Source organism: Stenotrophomonas panacihumi (assembly GCF_001431645.1).
GTDB classification, from domain to species: Bacteria; Pseudomonadota; Gammaproteobacteria; order Xanthomonadales; family Xanthomonadaceae; genus Stenotrophomonas_A; species Stenotrophomonas_A panacihumi.
The window spans coordinates 1-17,667 of record NZ_LLXU01000114.1; the positions used below are offsets into that span (position 1 = coordinate 1).

17 protein-coding genes are annotated in these 17,667 nt (G+C 70.2%); 12 read left to right on the forward strand and 5 right to left on the reverse strand.

The genetic code is table 11. From position 1 onward, the window contains the following. Window positions 1-733, reverse strand: a 733-nt coding sequence (locus ARC20_RS14670; protein WP_057648422.1) for an AraC family transcriptional regulator, incomplete at its 3' end; no start/stop codon positions are given. A 63-nt stretch (window positions 734-796) separates the two neighbouring features. Between ARC20_RS14670 and ARC20_RS14675 the strand changes: the two genes are divergently transcribed. Together ARC20_RS14675 and ARC20_RS14680 are read left to right on the forward strand one after the other, a co-directional pair. After that, window positions 797-2,059, forward strand: a complete 1,263-nt coding sequence (locus ARC20_RS14675; RefSeq protein ID WP_057648424.1) for an MFS transporter — start codon at window positions 797-799, stop codon at window positions 2,057-2,059. Between the two features lie 70 nt (window positions 2,060-2,129). After that, a complete protein-coding gene (locus ARC20_RS14680) occupies window positions 2,130-3,809 on the forward strand; it encodes an amidohydrolase (RefSeq protein ID WP_057648426.1) in 1,680 nt (559 codons plus the stop codon). Window positions 3,810-3,824: 15 nt separating this feature from the next. On the opposite strand, the gene ARC20_RS14685 is transcribed toward ARC20_RS14680, so the two are convergent. Further along, on the reverse strand, window positions 3,825-4,757 hold the full coding sequence (locus ARC20_RS14685) for a LysR family transcriptional regulator (RefSeq protein WP_057648450.1): 933 nt from the start codon (window positions 4,755-4,757) through the stop codon (window positions 3,825-3,827). 99 nt (window positions 4,758-4,856) lie between these two features. On the opposite strand from ARC20_RS14685, the gene ARC20_RS14690 reads away from it, so the two are divergent. From ARC20_RS14690 to yjjJ, 3 genes are all read left to right on the forward strand, one after another. Beyond that, on the forward strand, window positions 4,857-6,062 hold the full coding sequence (locus ARC20_RS14690) for an MFS transporter (protein ID WP_057648428.1): 1,206 nt from the start codon (window positions 4,857-4,859) through the stop codon (window positions 6,060-6,062). 14 nt (window positions 6,063-6,076) lie between these two features. After that, window positions 6,077-7,120: an aldo/keto reductase gene (locus ARC20_RS14695; protein ID WP_057648430.1), complete on the forward strand. Its 1,044-nt coding sequence runs from the start codon at window positions 6,077-6,079 to the stop codon at window positions 7,118-7,120. A gap of 119 nt (window positions 7,121-7,239) precedes the next feature. Continuing rightward, window positions 7,240-8,610, forward strand: coding sequence for a type II toxin-antitoxin system HipA family toxin YjjJ (gene yjjJ / locus ARC20_RS14700; RefSeq protein WP_057648432.1), 1,371 nt, complete (start codon window positions 7,240-7,242; stop codon window positions 8,608-8,610). A 40-nt stretch (window positions 8,611-8,650) separates the two neighbouring features. Here yjjJ and ARC20_RS14705 read toward each other — a convergent pair whose 3' ends face one another. After that, window positions 8,651-9,667, reverse strand: a complete 1,017-nt coding sequence (locus ARC20_RS14705; protein WP_057648434.1) for a class 1 fructose-bisphosphatase — start codon at window positions 9,665-9,667, stop codon at window positions 8,651-8,653. 186 nt (window positions 9,668-9,853) lie between these two features. Between ARC20_RS14705 and ARC20_RS14710 the strand changes: the two genes are divergently transcribed. Beyond that, window positions 9,854-10,303, forward strand: a complete 450-nt coding sequence (locus tag ARC20_RS14710; RefSeq protein ID WP_057648436.1) for a hypothetical protein — start codon at window positions 9,854-9,856, stop codon at window positions 10,301-10,303. 59 nt (window positions 10,304-10,362) lie between these two features. Here the strand turns inward: ARC20_RS14710 and ARC20_RS14715 are convergent, their stop codons facing one another. Then, window positions 10,363-11,562, reverse strand: a complete 1,200-nt coding sequence (locus ARC20_RS14715; protein ID WP_057648437.1) for an amino acid aminotransferase — start codon at window positions 11,560-11,562, stop codon at window positions 10,363-10,365. A 156-nt stretch (window positions 11,563-11,718) separates the two neighbouring features. Between ARC20_RS14715 and ARC20_RS14720 the strand changes: the two genes are divergently transcribed. Further along, window positions 11,719-13,881, forward strand: coding sequence for a TonB-dependent receptor family protein (locus ARC20_RS14720; RefSeq protein ID WP_057648439.1), 2,163 nt, complete (start codon window positions 11,719-11,721; stop codon window positions 13,879-13,881). Between the two features lie 65 nt (window positions 13,882-13,946). Next, on the forward strand, window positions 13,947-14,975 hold the full coding sequence (gene adhP, locus ARC20_RS14725) for an alcohol dehydrogenase AdhP (protein ID WP_057648441.1): 1,029 nt from the start codon (window positions 13,947-13,949) through the stop codon (window positions 14,973-14,975). 26 nt (window positions 14,976-15,001) lie between these two features. Here the strand turns inward: adhP and ARC20_RS18665 are convergent, their stop codons facing one another. Then, on the reverse strand, window positions 15,002-15,169 hold the full coding sequence (locus ARC20_RS18665; RefSeq protein ID WP_181360119.1) for a hypothetical protein: 168 nt from the start codon (window positions 15,167-15,169) through the stop codon (window positions 15,002-15,004). Window positions 15,170-15,303: 134 nt separating this feature from the next. Here ARC20_RS18665 and ARC20_RS14730 point away from each other — a divergent pair, with 134 nt between their 5' ends. The 4 genes from ARC20_RS14730 to ARC20_RS18910 form a co-directional block, all read left to right on the forward strand. After that, complete coding sequence (locus ARC20_RS14730; protein WP_057648443.1) at window positions 15,304-15,681, forward strand: hypothetical protein; 378 nt, start codon at window positions 15,304-15,306, stop codon at window positions 15,679-15,681. Then, the gene (gene ku / locus ARC20_RS14735) at window positions 15,681-16,589 is read left to right on the forward strand and encodes a non-homologous end joining protein Ku (RefSeq protein WP_057648446.1); all 909 of its coding nucleotides are present in this window, start codon (window positions 15,681-15,683) and stop codon (window positions 16,587-16,589) included. Before ARC20_RS14730 ends, ku begins: the two co-directional genes overlap by 1 nt. 3 nt (window positions 16,590-16,592) lie before the next feature. Beyond that, window positions 16,593-17,474 (forward strand): non-homologous end-joining DNA ligase, encoded by an 882-nt coding sequence (ligD, locus tag ARC20_RS14740; protein WP_057648448.1) that lies wholly within the window; start codon window positions 16,593-16,595, stop codon window positions 17,472-17,474. A gap of 65 nt (window positions 17,475-17,539) precedes the next feature. After that, a partial coding sequence (locus ARC20_RS18910; RefSeq protein ID WP_161809496.1) for a DUF3348 family protein occupies window positions 17,540-17,667 on the forward strand: 128 nt, incomplete at its 3' end.

The following is a 17,667-nucleotide window of genomic DNA, read 5'->3' on the forward strand; positions in this document are numbered from 1 at the left end:
CGTAGCCGAGCGCGGCGGCGACGTCGATCACCTTCTCGCCGCCGGCCAGCCGTTCCAGCGCGCGCAGCAGCCTGGCCTGCGAGCGCCACTGCGCGAAGCTCATGCCCAGCTCGCGCCGGCACAGGCGCTGGATGGTGCGCGCGTCGATGCCCAGCGCCTCGCCCCAGTCCGGCAGCGGCGCGTTGTCTTCCGGGTGCACCTCGAAATGGCGGGCAATGCGCCGCAGGCGCGGGTCGGTCGGCTCGGGCAGGTGCAGCGGCAGGACCGGCATCGTGCGCAGTTCGTCGAGCAGCAGGCGCATCAGGTGTCCGTCGCGCGAATCCTCCGCGTAGGGCTGGGCGATCCGCACTGCGCTTTCGATCAGCTCGCGCAGCAGCGGGCCGATGTCCACCGCGGCGGCCGTGCGCCCCGGCAGGTGCGCCACCGCTTCCGGGCGGATGTACAGGCTGCGCATGTGCACCTCGCCGATGCAGCGCACGCTGTGCTCCCAGCCGGCCGGCATCCACAGCGCGCGCGTGCTCGGCACCACCCAGCGGCCCTGCTCGGCCGTGACCACCATCAGGCCGCGCACCGCGTGGATTAGCTGGTGCTTGGCGTGACGGTGCGGCGGGATCAGCCGGCCGGTGGGGTAATCGACTGCGCGGCAGAAGACGTCCGAAGGGCTGGCGTCGATGTCGCGCAGGTGCGCTGGCGGGTAGCGCCAGGGCGGGATGTCCGTTTCGGCATGGGCCATGACCGGATCGCACGAGTACGACAGGGACGGGCAGCCTACCATGCGCCCCTCCCCGCACCCCGTATGGTGGCCATGTCCTCTTCCGCTACCGCCGTCACCCCGGCCCAGGCTCCCGCCGCCGCCCGTCCCGTCGTGGTCGGCGTGCTGGCGGCGATCACGTCCTCGCACCTGATCAACGACATGATGCAGTCGCTGATCCTGGCGATCTATCCGATCCTCAAGGGCGAGTTCTCACTCAGCTTTGCGCAGGTCGGCCTGATCACCCTGACCTACCAGCTCACCGCCTCGCTGTTCCAGCCGTTGATCGGCCTGCGCACCGACGCGCGCCCGGCGCCCTATTCGTTGCCGATGGGCATGGGCTCCACCCTGCTCGGCCTGCTGCTGCTGGCGTATGCGCCGAACTACGCGATGGTGTTGCTGGCCGCCGCGCTCGTGGGCGTCGGTTCGGCGGTGTTCCATCCCGAATCCTCGCGCATCGCGCGGCTCGCCTCGGGCGGGCGGCATGGCCTGGCGCAGTCGGTGTTCCAGGTCGGCGGCAACACGGGCACTGCGGTCGGCCCGCTGATCGCCGCGGCAGTGATCGTGCCGTACGGCCAGCACGCGGTGGCGTGGTTCGCCGGCGCGGCGCTGGTCGGCATCGCGCTGCTGTCCTATGTGGGGCGCTGGTATGCGCTGCACCTGGGCGCGCGCCCGGTGGCGCGCAAGGCCGATGCGCACGCCCCTGCGTTGCCGCGCCGCACCGTGGCCTGGGTGATCGGCATCCTGCTGGTGCTGATCTTCTCCAAGTACTTCTACATCGCCGGCATCAGCAGCTATTACACGTTCTACCTGATCCACAAGTTCGGCGTGTCGGTGCAGAGCGCGCAGTTGCACCTGTTCGCGTTCCTGCTCGCCTCGGCGGCGGGCACGCTGATCGGCGGGCCGGTGGGCGACCGCATCGGCCGCAAGCCGGTGATCTGGGCCTCGATCCTCGGCGTGGCGCCGTTCGCGCTCGCGCTGCCGCATGTCGGCCTGGGCGCCACCACCGCGCTGACGATCATCATCGGCTTCGTGCTGTCTTCGGCGTTCTCGGCGATCCTGGTGTACGCGCAGGAACTGATGCCGAACCGCATCGGCACGGTGTCGGGCCTGTTCTTCGGCTTCGCGTTCGGCATGGGCGGCCTGGGCGCGGCGGTGCTCGGCCTGCTCGCCGACCGCACCAGCATCGAGCACGTCTACTGGCTGATCTCCTTCCTGCCGCTGCTGGGCATCGTGGCCGCGCTGCTGCCGCGCTCCCTTCGCCCTGCCATTGATGGAGGAACGATGCCGTCGCCACGGCAGGGATGAGTGAATCGCCGGGTTTTGCTGCGCGATACGCTGATGCATAGTGGCCGCTTTCGGACACGAGAGCGGACCGATGCGCGCCTGGACCCTGGCCCTGCCCCTGCTGTTCGCCTGTGCCGCCGCTTCGGCGGCGCCGCGGGCCGAAGTCACCGTGCTGGAAGCCGGACATATCTATACCTCCGACCCGGCGCAGCCGCAGGTCAAGGCGATTGCCTGGGGGCGCGATGGCCGGCTGCTCGCCGCGGGCGATCCGGCCGTGCTGGTGAAGCAGTATCCGCACGCCCGGCGCATCTCGCTGCCGAACGCCACGCTGCTGCCTGGCCTGATCGACGCGCACGGCCATGTCATGGGGCTGGGCTGGGCGCTGCTGCAAGCCAACCTCGTCGGTTCGGGCAGCAAGCAGGAAGTGCTCGCGCGCCTGCAGGCCTTCGAGAAGACGCTGGCGCCGGGTGCATGGCTCACCGGCAGCGGCTGGGACCAGAACGACTGGCCGGACAAGGCCTTCCCGACCGCCGCCGATCTCGACGCCGCGTTTCCCGACCGGCCCGTCTGGCTGGAGCGCATCGACGGTCATGCCGGCTGGGCCAACAGCGCCGCGCTGAAGCTGGCGGTCGCCCGGCAGCCGAAGATGTCCGACGCGGGCTGGCAGCCGGAAGGCGGCCGCATCGAACGCACCGCCGGTGGCCAGCCGGCAGGCGTGCTGGTCGATGGCGCGATGCCGCTGATGCACGCGGTGATGCCCGCGCCCGACCAGGCCACGCGCGAACGCGCGCTGTCGCTGGCGGTGGAGACGGCCGTGCGCAACGGCCTGACCGGCGTGCACGACATGGGCACCTCGCGCGAAGACCTCGCGCTGATGCGCCAGTTCGCCGACCAGGGCCGCCTGCCGCTGCGCATCGACACCTATGCCGATGGCGACAGCGGCGCGCTGGCCGACCTGTGCGCGAATGGCCTGTACACCCATGCCGGTGGCCGGCTGAAGATGGGCGGGGTGAAGCTCTACATGGACGGTGCGCTCGGCAGCCGCGGCGCGGCGTTGTTGCAGGACTACAGCGACGACCACGGCAACCGCGGCCTGCTGGTCACCGAGCCGGTGGCTTACGCGAAGGCGGTGGCGAAGGCGAAGTCCTGCGGCGTGCAGGTGGCCACGCATGCGATCGGCGACCGCGGCAACCGCATCGTGCTCGATACCTACGAGAAGACGCTCGGCGCGGATCGCACGCGCGACCATCGCTGGCGCGTCGAACATGCGCAAGTGCTGAGCCCGGAAGACCTGCCGCGCTTCGCGCCGCTCGGCGTGATCGCCTCGATGCAGCCCACCCATGCCACCTCCGACATGCCGTGGGCGCAGGACCGCCTCGGCCCGCAGCGCATCCTCGGCGCGTACGCGTGGCACCAGCTGCTGGACAGCGGTGCGCGGCTGGCGCTGGGCTCGGACTTCCCGGTGGAATCGCCGGATCCGCGGCTGGGCCTGTATGCGGCGGTGACCCGGCAGGATCGCGCCGGGCAGCCGCCGGGTGGCTGGCTGCCGGCACAGAAGCTGAGCCTGTCCGAAGCGCTGCGCGGCTTCACCGCCGACGCGGCGTATGCGGGCTTCGACGAGCAGCAGGTCGGGCAACTGAAGGCCGGGCTGCACGCGGATTTCGTGGTGCTGGACCAGGACCCGTTCGCGGTGCCGGAATCGGCGCTGGACGAGCTGCGGATTCGTTCGACGTGGGTGGATGGCGAGGCGGTCTACCAGAACAAGCAGTGAGATCGACCGGGCGCGTTACGCGGCGAACGCTGCCACGTCCAACTGTTCCCACGGCGGCACTTCGCCCAGCTGTTCCAGCAGGTAATCCACGAAGGCCCGCACGCGCGGTGGCTGCTGGCTGCGCGCCGGCATCACCGCGCTGATCTGCGATTCGGGCGGCGGCCAGTCGGGCAGCAGCACCTTGAGCCGGCCCGCGCGCAGGTCATCGGCGACATGCCACAACGAATGCAGCGCAATGCCCTGCCCCGCCAACGCGGCCGCGCGCAGCAGTTCGCCGTGGTTGCTTTCGAAGCGGCTGTGCATGCGCACGCGCAGCAGCGTGCCTTCGGGGCCGACGAGCGGCCAGGTGTCCTGCCGGCCATCGCGGCCGACGAGCAGCACGCCCGCATGCACGGCCAGTTCGTCCGGGTGGCGCGGGACGCCGTGGCGGTCCAGGTAGTCCGGCGCGGCCACCAGCACGCGCCGGTTGTTGGCGATGCGGCGCGCCACCAGGCCGGAGTCGGCGAGCGGCCCGATGCGGATCGCCAGGTCGTAGCCGTCCTTGACCAGGTCGACGAGGTCATCGCTCAGGTGCGCGCTGACCGCCACCTGCGGATGCCGCCGCTGGAAACCCGGCAGCCAGTGCGAGACGTACTGCAGGCCGAACGAGGCCGGCAGCGTCATGCGCAGGTTGCCGGCCACCGCCTGGGCGCTTTCGCGCAGGCCGTCGGCCAGCGCTTCGAGGTCCTGCACGAGGATGCGCCCGCGCTCGGCCAGTGCCTGGCCTTCGGGCGTGGGGTGCAGGCGGCGCGTGGTCCGGTGCAGCAGGCGCACGCCGAGCGCGCGTTCCAGCCGCTGCAGGCGCTGGCTGGCCACCGCGACCGAGAGGTCCATGCTGCGCGCGGCCGCCGAGATCGAGCCCTGGTCGAGCACGCGCAGGAACAGGGCGATGTCGCCGAGCCGGTCCATCATTCTCAACCGAATCTTGAAGATGATTCAGGATAGCAAGGGTTTCCGGGCGAATGGCGCGGGCGCAGCCTAACCGCCCTCCCCCCACCGGAGCCGGCCATGTCGCCTGCTGCTGTCGCGTCGCGCACCCCCATCGCGCTGTACGCCCTGACCGTCGGTGCCTTCGGCATCGGCACCACCGAGTTCGTCATCATGGGCCTGCTGCAGCAGGTCGCCGCCGACTTGCACGTCTCGATTCCCGCCGCCGGCCTGCTGATCAGCGGCTACGCGCTGGGCGTGTTCGTCGGCGCGCCGGTGCTGACGCTGCTCAGCGCGCGCTGGCCACGCAAGGCCGTGCTGGTCGCGCTGATGGTGATCTTCACCCTGGGCAACATCGCCTGTGCGCTGGCGCCCGGCTACGCCAGCCTGATGGCCGCGCGCGTACTCACTTCCTTGGCGCACGGCACGTTCTTCGGCGTCGGCGCGGTGGTGGCCACCTCGCTGGTCGCCCCCGAACGCCGTGCCTCGGCGATCTCGCTGATGTTCGCCGGCCTCACCGTCGCCACCCTGCTCGGCGTACCGGCCGGGGCGTGGCTCGGCCTGCACCTGGGCTGGCGCGCGACGTTCTGGGCGGTGGCCGTGGTCGGCGTGGTGGCGTCCCTGGCGGTCGCCGCATGGGTGCCGGCCAGCGTGCGCGGCGGCGAGCCGGCGCCGTGGCGCGAGGAAGTCGCGGTGCTGGCGCGGCCGCAGGTGCTGCTGGCGTTGCTGATGACGGTGCTGGGCTTTGGCGGCGTGTTCGCGGTGTTCACCTATATCCAGCCGCTGCTGGTGGAGGTGACCGGTTTCAGCCAGGCCGCGGTGTCGCCGATCCTGCTGCTGTTTGGCGCGGGAATGATCGTCGGCAACCTGCTCGGCGGTCGGTTGGCCGATCGCCGTCCGATCACGGCGTTGCTCGGGACGCTCGCCGCGCTGGCGCTGGCCAGCGTCGTGTTGGCCCTCTCGGTGCATGCGCCGGTCGCGATGGTGCTGGCCATTGGCCTGCTGGGCGTGGGCGCTTTCGCCACGGTGGCGCCGCTGCAGCTGCGGGTGCTGCAGGAAGCGCAGGGCGGGCAGAACCTGGCGTCGAGCCTCAACATAGCCGCGTTCAACCTCGGCAACGCGTTCGGCGCATGGCTGGGCGGCGTGGTGGTGGCCAGTGCGGCGGGCCTGCCGGCCACGCCGTGGGTGGCGGCCGGCGTGACGTTGACGGGCCTGGCGGTGGCGGCGTGGAGCGTGCGGCTGTCGCAACGCGGCCGCACCGCGGTGGCCTGCGCGCAGGCCGGTTGAGGGGAGAGGACATCATGGACACCCGACTGCTCGGCCGTTCCGGCTTCAAGGTCCCCGTGCTCGGCTTCGGCGCCGGCACCTTTGGCGGCAAGGGGCCGCTGTTCTCCGCGTGGGGCGACACCGGCGTGGCGCAGGCGAAGCGGATGATCGATCTGTGCCTGGACGCAGGCGTGAACCTGTTCGATACCGCCGACGTGTATTCCGATGGCGCCTCGGAGGAGATCCTCGGCGCCGCGCTGCAGGGCCGGCGCGACGCGGTGATCCTCTCCACCAAGACCGGCCTGCGCCTGGGCGAGGGCCCGAATGACGCCGGCGCTTCGCGCTGGCGCCTGCTGCGCGCGGTGGACGCTTCGCTGCGCCGCCTGCGCACCGACTACATCGACCTGCTGCAACTGCATGCCTTCGACGCGCTCACGCCGCTGGAGGAAACCCTCTCCACCCTCGACGACCTCGTGCGCGCGGGCAAGGTGCGCTACATCGGCGCGTCCAACTTCGCGGGCTGGCAGCTGATGAAGGCGCTGTCGATCAGCCAGGTTCACGGCTGGCAGCGATTCGTCGCCCACCAGGCGTATTACTCGCTGGCCGGGCGGGACTACGAGTGGGAGTTGATGCCGCTGGGGCACGACCAGGGCGTGGGCGCGGTGGTGTGGAGCCCGCTGGCCTGGGGCCGGCTCACCGGCAAGCTGCGTCGCGGCGAACCGTTGCCCGGGCGCAGCCGGCTGCACGACACCGCGGCGGTCGGGCCGGCGATCGACGAGGGGCGGTTCTACGACATCGTCGACGTCCTGCTGGAGATCGCCGGGGAAACCGGCCGCAGCGTGCCGCAGGTGGCGATCAACTGGCTGCTGCAACGCCCCACCGTCAGCACCGTGCTGATCGGGGCGCGGGACGAACAGCAGCTGATCCAGAACCTCGGCGCGGTGGGCTGGTCGCTCGACGCCGGGCAGATGGCGCGGCTGGACGAGGTGAGCCGGGTGGATCCGCCCTACCCCTACTACCCGTATTGGCGGGGACAGTTTTCGGAGCGTGCGCCGGTGATCGCGGATCGCGGCCGATAAATCGTTACATGAATCGTTACATACGCGCGTCGAAAATGGTGCGCGCGTGGAAATAAAGCCCTTTCATATCAGTATCATGTGCTAGGCTCGGGCGGAACAATCGTTACAGGAATCGTTACATGCCTGCCGATTCGCCCCAGGTCACCGAGCGCCTGCGCCAGCTCCTGGCGAGCCGGGGCCGCCTGACCGCTGCCGAAGCGCTGGCCGGCCTCGACGTGACCCGCCCCACGCTGGCCCGCGCCGTCGTGCCGCCGGTGGTGCGCCTGGGCAAGGCCCGGGCGACCGAGTACGCCCTGCAGCGCTCTATCCGCGGCGAGTCGCAATGGCCGCTCTACCGGATGACGCCGGAGGCGCGCATCTTCGCCGTCGGCACGCTGGTCGCGCTGGAGCGCGGCGAATTCGCCCTGGTATCGGATACGCCGCGGCCGGCACTGATGCATCCGCCCTTCGAGCGGGGCATCTACCCGGACGTGCCCTGGTTCCTGGACGACCTGCGGCCCAACGGCTTTCTCGGGCGCACCTACGCGCATCGCGTGTCGCAGGAACTGCGCGTACCGGCCGACATCAAGCTGTGGAATGCCGAACATGTCATCGCCGCGCTGCTGCACGGCGGTGCCACGCAAAGCGGCGACCTGATGCTGGGCGACCTGGCGATGGCGCGCGCGGTGCGCGAGCTCGACACGCCCGCTGACGAAGTGCCCCTCGCCGACCGCCTGCGCCGCTACCCCGAACTGGCGGCCGACGTGATGCGTGGCGAACCGCCCGGCTCTTCGCCCGGCGGCGAACAGGCGAAGTTCACCGCCACGCTGCGCGATGGCGACACCCGCCAGGCGGTGATCGTGAAGTTCAGCGCGGCCGAGGACAGCCCGGCGGCCCAGCGCTGGGCCACGCTGCTGCGTTGCGAAGCCTGGGCCTCCGAAGCGTTGGCCGAAGCCGGCATCGCGGTCGCGCGGAGCCAACTGCTGGAAGGCCATGGCCAGGTCTTCCTGGAATCCGAGCGTTTTGATCGTACGCCGCTGCTCGGCCGTCGCGGCTTCGTTTCGCTCGCCGCCATCGCCGCGGCGTTCCACGGGGAAGCGGGCATGCCCTGGTGGCGCTATGCCGACCTGCTGGAGCGCGACGGCTGGGTGTCCGCGAGGGACGCCTTGGCATTGCGCCGGATCAGCTGGTTCGGCCTGCTCATCGACAACAGCGACATGCATCTGGGCAACTTCGGCCTGATGCTGGGCGACACCCTGCCCCTGCAGGCCGCCCCGGTCTACGACATGCTGCCGATGCGGCTGCGCCCGGGGACGCAGGGCACGGTGGTCGAACGGGAATACGTTGCGCCGGTGCCGGTGGACGGCCAGCTTGACCACTGGCGCTGGGCCACGGTGCCAGCCATGGCGTTCTGGCGGCGCGTGCAGGCCGACGAACGCATCGAACCGGCAGTGCGTGCGTACGCACGGCAAGCCGAGCAGGCCATCGACCAGCTCGCCCGCCGCTTCTAGCCCAACGCGCGCCGGCATCGCGCCGGCGCGCCAGCGCGGCTCAGTCCTTCGCTTCGTCGAACGCGAGGTGGTACTTCACCGCCTCGGTGACTTCCTGCCTGGAGCCCAGGAACACCGGCACGCGCTGGTGCAGGCCGTCGGGCTGGATGCCCAGGATCGGCGTGCGCCCGGTGCTCGCCAAACCGCCGGCCTGCTCGACCAGCATGCCCATCGGGTTGGCTTCGTACATCAGCCGCAGCTTGCCGGCCTTGGACGGATCCTTGCGGTCCCACGGATAGATGAAGATGCCGCCGCGGGTCAGGATGCGATGCACGTCGGCTACCATGCTGGCGATCCAGCGCATGTTGAAGTCCTTGCCGCGCGGACCTTCCTTGCCGGCGAGCAGGTCGCCCACGTACGCCTGCATCGGCGCTTCCCAGTGGCGCTGGTTGGACATGTTGATGGCGAATTCCTTCGTCTCCTCCGGAATGCGCATGTCCGGTTGCGTGAGCAGGAACGAGCCTTCCTCGCGCTCCAGCGTGAAGGCATGCGTGCCGTGGCCCAGCGTCAGCACCAGCATCGTGCTCGGCCCGTAGATGCAGTAACCGGCGGCGACCTGCGTGCTGCCCGGCTGCAGGAAATGCTCGTCGCCCGGCTTGTCCACGCCCGGCGGGCAGCGCAGCACCGAGAAGATCGTGCCGACCGAGACGTTGACGTCGATGTTGGAGCTGCCATCGAGCGGATCGAACAGCAGCAGGAAATCACCGCTCGGGTAACGGTCCGGCACGGGCGTGCTGTGCTCCATCTCCTCGGAAGCGCATGCGGCGAGGTGGCCGCCCCAGGCGTTGGCTTCCAGCAGGATGTCGTTGCTCAGCACGTCGAGCTTCTTCTGCGCCTCGCCCTGGATGTTGCCGGTGCCGGCGTCGCCCAAGACGCCGCCGAGCGCGCCCTTGCTGACCGCGATGGAGATGCGCTTGCACGCGCGCGAGACGATGGTGACGAGCTGGCGCAGTTCGGGGCCGATACGGCCGGCTTGCTGTTCTTCGATCAGGAATCGGGTCAGCGAGGTTCGCGACATGGAACGGACAGCCTTGCGTAGGAAGTGAACATCCATTGTCTCATTCCGTCGTCATCGCAGGACAGGCGCGCCATCGTGCTGTCGCTCCGCGACAGGTTGACTTGCGCTGTCATGTCGCAGGGTTTTCGCCGGCCATGACACGCAGGCAGAATGGGGGCCCAACAGGAAATGCGGGAAACACGAAGAATGGATGCTTCCAAACAGCACGCACCGCTGCGCGCGCTCGTCCTGGCTGCCGCGCTGGCCGTGGCCGCGCATGCCGGCCACGTCCACGCCGGGGAGACGCCGGCCGAATCCACCGCCGGGCCGGTCGTGCAGACGCTCTACGTGGAGATTCCCTCGGGCAACGCGCTGACCAACGCGATGATGGCGAAGGCGATCGGCAGCAGCACTTCGGTGAAGCAGCTGATCCAGGTGATGGCCCTGGGCGAAACCGCCGACCTCCAGGTCGAGGTGTTCAGCGCCAGCGACAAGCTCGCGCTCAAGGCCGCCGAAGCGGCGTTGAAGTCCTTCGAGGGCAAGCGCCTGGAGCACCTCACCCTCGGCGTCGCCGTCGATGCCGACAAGCTGGAGACGCTGCGCCCGCTCGCCGAACCGCTCGGCGTGAAGCTGGTGGCCGGCAAAGCGCCACGCTGAAACGAAGAAGCCTCCGGTGTTTCCACCGGAGGCTTCGATGCCGCGACGTCGCGAGGGCCTCAGCCCCTGGCGACGGTCGCCACCGCATTCGCCACGTAATCCAGGTTCTTCTGGCTCAGCGCGGCCACGCAGATGCGGCCGGTGCCGACGGCGTAGATCGCGAACTCGTCGCGCAGGCGGTCCACCTGGGCGCGGCTCAGGCCCGAGTACGAGAACATGCCGGCCTGGCGCTCGATGAACGAGAAGTCGCCGGCGCCCAGCGCGTTGAGCTTGCCAACCAGGCCGGCGCGCAGCGCGTGGATGCGCTCGCGCATCTCGGTCAGTTCCTGTTCCCAGGTCTGGCGCAGCTCCGGGCTGTTGAGCACGCCGGCCACCAGCGCCGCGCCATGCGTGGACGGGCTGGAGTAGATCGTGCGGATGATGCGCTTGACCTGCGACTGCACGGCCTTGGCCTGCTTGGCGTCGGCCGACACCACCGACAGCGCGCCCACGCGCTCGCCATACAGCGAGAACGACTTGGAGTACGAGCTGGCGACGACGAAATCCATGTCCATGCCGGCGAGCAGGCGGATCGCGTAAGCGTCTTCCTCGATGCCCTTGTCGAAGCCCTGGTAGGCGATGTCCACGAACGGGAACAGGCCGCGCTCCTTGAGCAGCTCGGCCACGACGCGCCACTGTTCCTGGGTCAGGTCCGCGCCGGTCGGGTTGTGGCAGCACGCGTGCAGCAGCACGACGCTGCCGCGCTCGAGCTTGCGCAGGTCGGCGAGCATGCCTTCGAAATCCAGGCCATGGCGGGCGGCATCGAAGTAGGTGTAGTCGACGACATCGAAACCGGCGGCGCCGAACACGGCGCGATGGTTTTCCCAGCTCGGGTTGCTGATGGCGACGGTGCGGGTGTCGAGCAGCTTGATCAGCAGGTCCGCGCCCACGCGCAGCGCACCGCTGCCGCCGATGGTCTGCGAGGTGCTGACGCGGCCGGCTTCCAGCAGCGGCGACTGCTCGCCGAACAGCAGCTTCTGGGTGGCCTGGTCATAGGCGGCCAGGCCGTCGATCGGCAGGTAGCCACGCGGCTTGGCGTCCAGCGCGAGCTGCTGCTCGATCTGGTACACGGCGCGCAGCAGCGGGATGCGGCCGTTCTCGTCGTAGTAGATGCCCACGCCCAGGTTGACCTTGTTCGGGCGGGCGTCGGCGTTGTAGGCCTCGGTCAGGCCGAGGATCGGATCGCCCGGAACCTGTTCGACATTTGCAAAGAAAGACACGGCGGTACTCGCTGGAGACGGAATGAGGGGGATGCTTCCGGAATGCCCTGCGCGCGGCGCGGCAAAGCGCTTCATCGTAACAAAAGCGGCGCCCGGGGCGGGGGTGAAAACCTTGCGCGGATGCGCCTTTGGACAGGCTTGGGCCACAATCGGCGCATGCCCCCTTCGTGTCGATTGAAACCGTTGGCCGCCGCGCTCGCCGGCCTTGGCTGGCCGCTGGCCTTCGCCGCCGTCGCGCAGGCCGCCACGCCCGCGGCGGCCGAGCTGCCCGCCGTGCAGGTGCAGGCCGCGCGCGTGCGGGGCGTGGATCCGTTCGACCTGCCCGGCTCGTTCAGTGAAGTCGATGCCAGCGCCGCCGCCGACCGCCGTGGCGCGCAGGCCTCCGAACTGCTCGATGGCCTGCCGGGCGTGGTCGCCCGCGACCGCCAGAACTACGCGCAGGACACCCAGCTGTCGATCCGCGGCTTCGGCGCGCGTTCCACCTTCGGCGTGCGCGGCGTGCGCCTCTACGTGGATGGCGTGCCGGCGACGATGCCGGACGGCCAGGGCCAGCTCTCGCACTTCAACGTGATGGGCGTGGAGCGTGCCGAAGTGCTGCGCGGCCCGTTCTCGGCGCTGTACGGCAATGCCTCCGGCGGCGTGGTGCAGTGGTGGAGCGGCGCTGGCGCGGCGGGCGACCCCTGGCGGCTGCGCACCACCTGGGGCAGTGATGCCAGCTTCACCACGGGTGCGCAGTTGCGCGGGGCGCAGGGCCCGTTCGACTACAACCTCGCCGCGAGCCATTTCCAGACCGACGGCTGGCGTGAACACAGCCGCGCGCGTCGTGAATCGCTCAATGGCCGCTTTGGCTGGGCGCTGGCGGAGAACCGTTCGCTCTCGCTGGTGGTGAACTACCTCGACGCGCCCGATGCGCAGGACCCGCTGGGCCTCACCCGCGCGCAGTTCGAAGCCGATCCCCGCCAGGCCACCGCCGTCGCCACCCAATTCGATACGCGCAAGTCCGTGCGGCAATCGCAGGCCGGCTTGGTCTACGAGCAGCAGGCCGGCGCCGGCAACCTGCGCGTGATGGCCTATGGCGGGCAGCGCGCGGTCGAGCAATACCTCGCGGTGCCGGTGGCGGTGCAGGCCAATCCGCTGCATGCCGGCGGCGTGGTGGACCTGGACGGCGGCTATGGTGGCGCCGATGCGCGCGGGTCCTGGCACGGCGAACTGGCCGGCCGGCCGTTCGACGTCACCCTCGGCGCCAATGCCGACCGCCAGCGCCAGCACCGCACCGGCTACGAGAATTTCGTCGGCAGCCAGCTCGGCGTGAAAGGCGCGCTGCGCCGCGACCAACGCGACACCGTGTCGAACTTCGACCAGTTCGCGCAGGCGTGGTGGCAGTGGAGCGCGCGCTGGTCGGCGCTGCTGGGCGTGCGCCACAGCGAAGTGCGCTTCCGTTCGGCCGACGACCACATCACCGCGCGCAATCCCGACGACAGCGGCCGCACCGACTATTCGGCCACCACGCCGGTGGCCGGCCTCGTGTTCCGTGCCACGGACAACCTGCGCCTGCACGCCTCGCTCGGCCGCGGTTTCGAGACGCCCACCTTCAACGAACTCGGCTACCGCGCCGATGGCGGCGCCGGGCTGGCGCTGGAGCTGCAGCCAGCACGCAGCCGCAACTACGAGCTCGGCCTGAAGTGGCGGGGCGACGACCAAGCCGCCCTGGCGGTGGCGCTGTTCCGCGCCGATACCGACGACGAGCTGGCCGTGGCCAGCAACACCAATGGCCGCAGCACCTACCGCAACATCGGCAGGACCCGTCGCGAAGGCGCGGAGGCCAGCTGGACGCAGCCACTCGCCGCGCGCAGCCAGGTCGAGCTGGCCTATACGTGGCTGGAGGCCACCGTGCGCGAGGGTTACGCCGTCTGCGCGAACAGCGGCTGCGCGACGCCGGACACCTGGGTGGCCGCGGGCACGGCCTTGCCGGGCGTGCCGCGCCAGCAGTTCTCGGCGCGCTGGTCGTGGACCCCGGGCCGCTGGCGGCTCGCCGCCGAACTCGATGCCGCCGACCGCACGCCGGTCAACGACCTGGGCCGCGAAGCCGCGCCCGGCTACGGCCTGCTGGCACTGGAGGCCTCGCATGAATGGGCGGCCTCGTCCGGCGTGCTGCGGGCCTTCGCGCGCGTGGACAACGTCTTCGACCGCGCCTACGTCGGCTCGGTGATCGTCAACGATGGCAACGGCCGCTATTACGAACCCGGCCCGGGGCGCGCGTTCCTGGTTGGCCTGGAATGGCGCTTTGTCGCGCCCGGCACCGCGCCGCGGGTGGATTGACCCAGATCAACGCTGCGTAACGATGCCGGGCGCATCCTCGCCCCACCCCCACGAGGAGATCCGGCATGGACAAGACGATGAAGGCCGCGGTGGTGCGCGCGTTCGGGCAGCCGCTGGTGATCGAGGAAGTGACCATCCCCCGCCCGGGCGCGGGCGAGATCCTGGTCAAGATCGAAGCATGCGGCGTGTGCCACACCGACCTGCACGCGGCCGAGGGCGACTGGCCGGTGAAGCCGAACCCGCCCTTCATCCCCGGCCATGAAGGCGTGGGCCACGTGGTGGCGGTCGGCGCGAACGTGGATTACGTGAAGGAAGGCGACCGCGTCGGCATCCCCTGGCTCTATTCGGCCTGCGGCCACTGCGAGCACTGCCTGGGCGGCTGGGAAACCCTGTGCGAGACGCAGAAGAACACCGGCTACTCGGTCAACGGCGGCTTCGCCGAGTACGCGCTGGCCGATGCGCGTTACGTCGGCCACCTGCCGCGCGAGCTCGGTTTCATCGAGGTGGCGCCCGTGCTGTGCGCCGGCGTCACCGTCTACAAGGGCCTGAAGGTCACCGACACCCGGCCCGGCGAATGGGTGGTGATCTCCGGCGTCGGCGGCCTGGGCCACATGGCGGTGCAATACGCCAAGGCGATGGGCCTGAACGTGGCGGCCGTGGATATCGACGAGGACAAGCTCGCGCTGGCGCGCAAGCTCGGCGCCACGGTGACGGTGAACGCGGCGCGGCAGGATCCGGCCGCCTACCTGAAGAAGGAGATCGGCGGCGCGCATGGCGTGCTGGTCACCGCGGTCTCGCCCAAGGCGTTCTCGCAGGCGCTGGGCATGGTCCGCCGCGGCGGCACGGTCTCGCTCAACGGCTTGCCGCCGGGCGACTTCCCGCTGGACATCTTCGGCATGGTGCTCAACGGCATCACCGTGCGCGGCTCCATCGTCGGTACCCGGCTGGACCTGCAGGAGTCGCTCGACTTCGCCGCCCAGGGCAAGGTCGCCGCCACCGTGCATACCGACACGCTGGAGAACATCAACGACATCTTCGCGCGCATGCACGCCGGCAAGATCGAAGGCCGCGTCGTACTCGACATGGCCGGCTGATCGCTCGCGCCGGCGCGCGGCCTCGCTCAGCCCGGCGGCTGCCCCGGCAGCCGCGCGGGCGATTCCACGTCGCCCGGGATGAGCTCGTCCGGCCGCTCGCCGGCGCCCCGGTCCTCCATCTCCTGGCTGTCATGCTTGCCGCGCTGTTCGCCGGGCACCGGCGGGGTGTTTTCGCGCAGGGGGTCACGGGTCATGGCGATGGCTCCAGGCTGGGGAGGCCGAGTTCACCGCGCGCGACGTGAAGGCCGGGGCAAACGCCGCCTCACGCGTGTCTAACGGCGGCAGCGTTACTGCTGTGCGCCCTCCCCGCCGATGCCGGAGCCGCGCCATGCGCACCTTCGAACGTCGTCCCGACCGCCGCTTGTTCGCCCCGCCGCTGGATCCCCAGCTTCCGGCCCTGCTGCCGCCGCTGGAGCACGGTATCGCGCAGGACTACCGCCACTACAGCCTGGTGGACTACCAGCGCCGCCGCCGCCGCGGTGGCCCGACCTGGCGCGACCTCTACCCCGCCTACGAATTCGCCCGCCGCACCCACGCGGCCGACTGGCCCCGCGCGCCGGACATCGACGACGCACTGGCCGCGCAATGGGAACAGATGCGCGGCGCCTCGCGCCTGAGCTGGCGTCGTGCCCGCGCCGTCGTGGAAGACGCGTGGCGCGCGCTGGACAACATGCCCGAAGCCGCCGTGCACGGAGTCGCGCACTGATGGCCCGACCGATCTGGACCGGCACGCTCTCCTTCGGCCTGCTCAACGTGCCGGTGTCGCTGATGTCCGGCGAACGCCGCACCGACCTGCACTTCCGCATGCTCGATTCGCGCGACCGCAAGCCGATCCGCTTCGAGCGCGTCAACGCCGATACCGGCGAGGAAGTGCCGTGGAAGGAGATCGTCAAGGCGTTCGAGTACGACAAGGGCAGCTACGTCGTGGTCGAGGAGTCGGACATCCGCTCGGCCGCCCCGGAGACGCACGAGGCGGTGGAGGTGGAGACCTTCGTCGATGCCGCCGACATCGACCCGCGCTACTACGAAAAGCCCTACATCCTGGTGCCGGGCAAGAAGGCCGAGAAGGGCTACGTGCTGCTGCGCGAGACCCTGCGCAAGACCGGCAAGGTCGGCATCGCGCGGGTGGTGATCCGCACGCGTGAGTACCTCTCGGCCGTGGTGCCGGAGGGCGACGCGCTGGTGCTGCTGCTGTTGCGCTACCACCAGGAACTGGTGGACCCGGAGGACTACAAGCTGCCCAGCGGTTCGCTCAAGGATTACCGCATCAGCGCGCGCGAGCAGGAGATGGCCGCGCAGCTGATCGAATCGATGGCCGGCGACTGGAAGCCGCAGGACTTCCGCGACGAATTCCGCGCGCGGCTGGAAGCGGTGCTCAAGAAGCGCATCAAGGCCAAGGGCGGCACGACGAAGATCGAGAGCACCCCGGCCGCGCACGAGGACGAAACCACCAACGTGGTCGATTTCATGTCGCTGCTGCAGAAGAGCCTGCAGGCGAACAAGCGCACGCCGGCGAAGAAGACCGCCGCCAAGAAGGCGCCCGCGCGCAAGGCCGCCGCCAAGAAAGCGACCAAGACGGCCAAGAAGGCGCCGGCACGGCGCAAGGCGGGCTGAGCCATGGCGCCGGCCAGGGCCCCGGCGCGCGAGGTGGCCGTCACCCATCCCGAGCGGGTGGTCTATGCCGCCTCGGGCCTCACCAAGGCCGACGTCGCCGACTACTACCGCGCCGTATCGCGCTGGCTGCTGCCGGAGGTATCGCGCCGGCCGCTGTCGCTGCTGCGCTGCCCCGACGGCGCGGGCGCGGAATGTTTCTTCCAGAAGCACCTGGGCCGCGGCCTGGGCCCGCATGTCCACGAAGTGCCGCTGAAGCAGAAGAGCGGGGTGGAGGACTACCTCTACATCGAGGACCTGGCCGGGCTGTTGGAACTGGTGCAGATGAACACGCTGGAGCTGCACCCCTGGGGCGCGACCGTGGACGACCCCGAGCACCCGGACCAGCTGGTGTTCGACCTGGACCCGGGGGAAGGCGTGGGCTGGCGCGACGTGAAGCTGGGTGCGCGGCAGATCCGCGCCGAGCTGCGCCACTTCGGGCTGGAGAGCTTCGTGCGGCTGTCCGGCGGCAAGGGCCTCCATGTGGTGGCGCCGCTGCGCCCGCGCGCCGGCTGGGACGCGGCCCGTGAGTTCGCCGACCAGCTCGCGCACCGCCTGGCCGAGCGCCACCCGGACCGCTACGTCGCCACCATGAGCAAGGACAAGCGCGACGGGGTCATCTTCATCGACTGGCTGCGCAATGCGCGCGGCGCCACCAGCGTGTGCTCGTGGTCGCTGCGTGCCCGCGAACACGCCGCCGTGGCGATGCCGTTGCGCTGGGAGGAACTGTCGCGAATCACCACGCCACAAGCCTTCCCCCTGCCCAGGGCGCTGCAGCGCGCCGCCCGGCTGAAGGTGCACCCTTGGGGCGACTGGCACACGCTCAAGCAGGTGTTGCCTGAACGATGAGGGGCCCGACATGGGCGGCCGATTTCGCCGCACCGTGTAAAATCGCCTTCTTTTTGGCTGGAATAATGGCGGAAAGCACGACAAGGGCGCTGGTCTCGGCCCCGCCATTCATCCGCCTGCTGGCCGGCCTGGCACAGGCCGACACCGGCCGCGCCGCCCCGGTGCTGACCGAGCGCCTGGGCCAATGGGTCGA

Coding starts and splice junctions, on each gene's coding strand:
- adhP (WP_057648441.1), top strand. CDS start 13,947: ATGGACAAGACGATGAAGGCCGCGGTGGTGCGCGCGTTCGGGCAGCCG.
- ARC20_RS14720 (WP_057648439.1), top strand. CDS start 11,719: ATGCCCCCTTCGTGTCGATTGAAACCGTTGGCCGCCGCGCTCGCCGGC.
- ARC20_RS18665 (WP_181360119.1), bottom strand. CDS start 15,169: ATGACCCGTGACCCCCTGCGCGAAAACACCCCGCCGGTGCCCGGCGAA.
- ARC20_RS14675 (WP_057648424.1), top strand. CDS start 797: ATGGTGGCCATGTCCTCTTCCGCTACCGCCGTCACCCCGGCCCAGGCT.
- ARC20_RS14705 (WP_057648434.1), bottom strand. CDS start 9,667: ATGTCGCGAACCTCGCTGACCCGATTCCTGATCGAAGAACAGCAAGCC.
- yjjJ (WP_057648432.1), top strand. CDS start 7,240: ATGCCTGCCGATTCGCCCCAGGTCACCGAGCGCCTGCGCCAGCTCCTG.
- ARC20_RS14685 (WP_057648450.1), bottom strand. CDS start 4,757: ATGGACCGGCTCGGCGACATCGCCCTGTTCCTGCGCGTGCTCGACCAG.
- ligD (WP_057648448.1), top strand. CDS start 16,593: ATGGCGCCGGCCAGGGCCCCGGCGCGCGAGGTGGCCGTCACCCATCCC.
- ARC20_RS14695 (WP_057648430.1), top strand. CDS start 6,077: ATGGACACCCGACTGCTCGGCCGTTCCGGCTTCAAGGTCCCCGTGCTC.
- ARC20_RS14690 (WP_057648428.1), top strand. CDS start 4,857: ATGTCGCCTGCTGCTGTCGCGTCGCGCACCCCCATCGCGCTGTACGCC.
- ARC20_RS14710 (WP_057648436.1), top strand. CDS start 9,854: ATGGATGCTTCCAAACAGCACGCACCGCTGCGCGCGCTCGTCCTGGCT.
- ARC20_RS14730 (WP_057648443.1), top strand. CDS start 15,304: ATGCGCACCTTCGAACGTCGTCCCGACCGCCGCTTGTTCGCCCCGCCG.
- ARC20_RS14680 (WP_057648426.1), top strand. CDS start 2,130: ATGCGCGCCTGGACCCTGGCCCTGCCCCTGCTGTTCGCCTGTGCCGCC.
- ku (WP_057648446.1), top strand. CDS start 15,681: ATGGCCCGACCGATCTGGACCGGCACGCTCTCCTTCGGCCTGCTCAAC.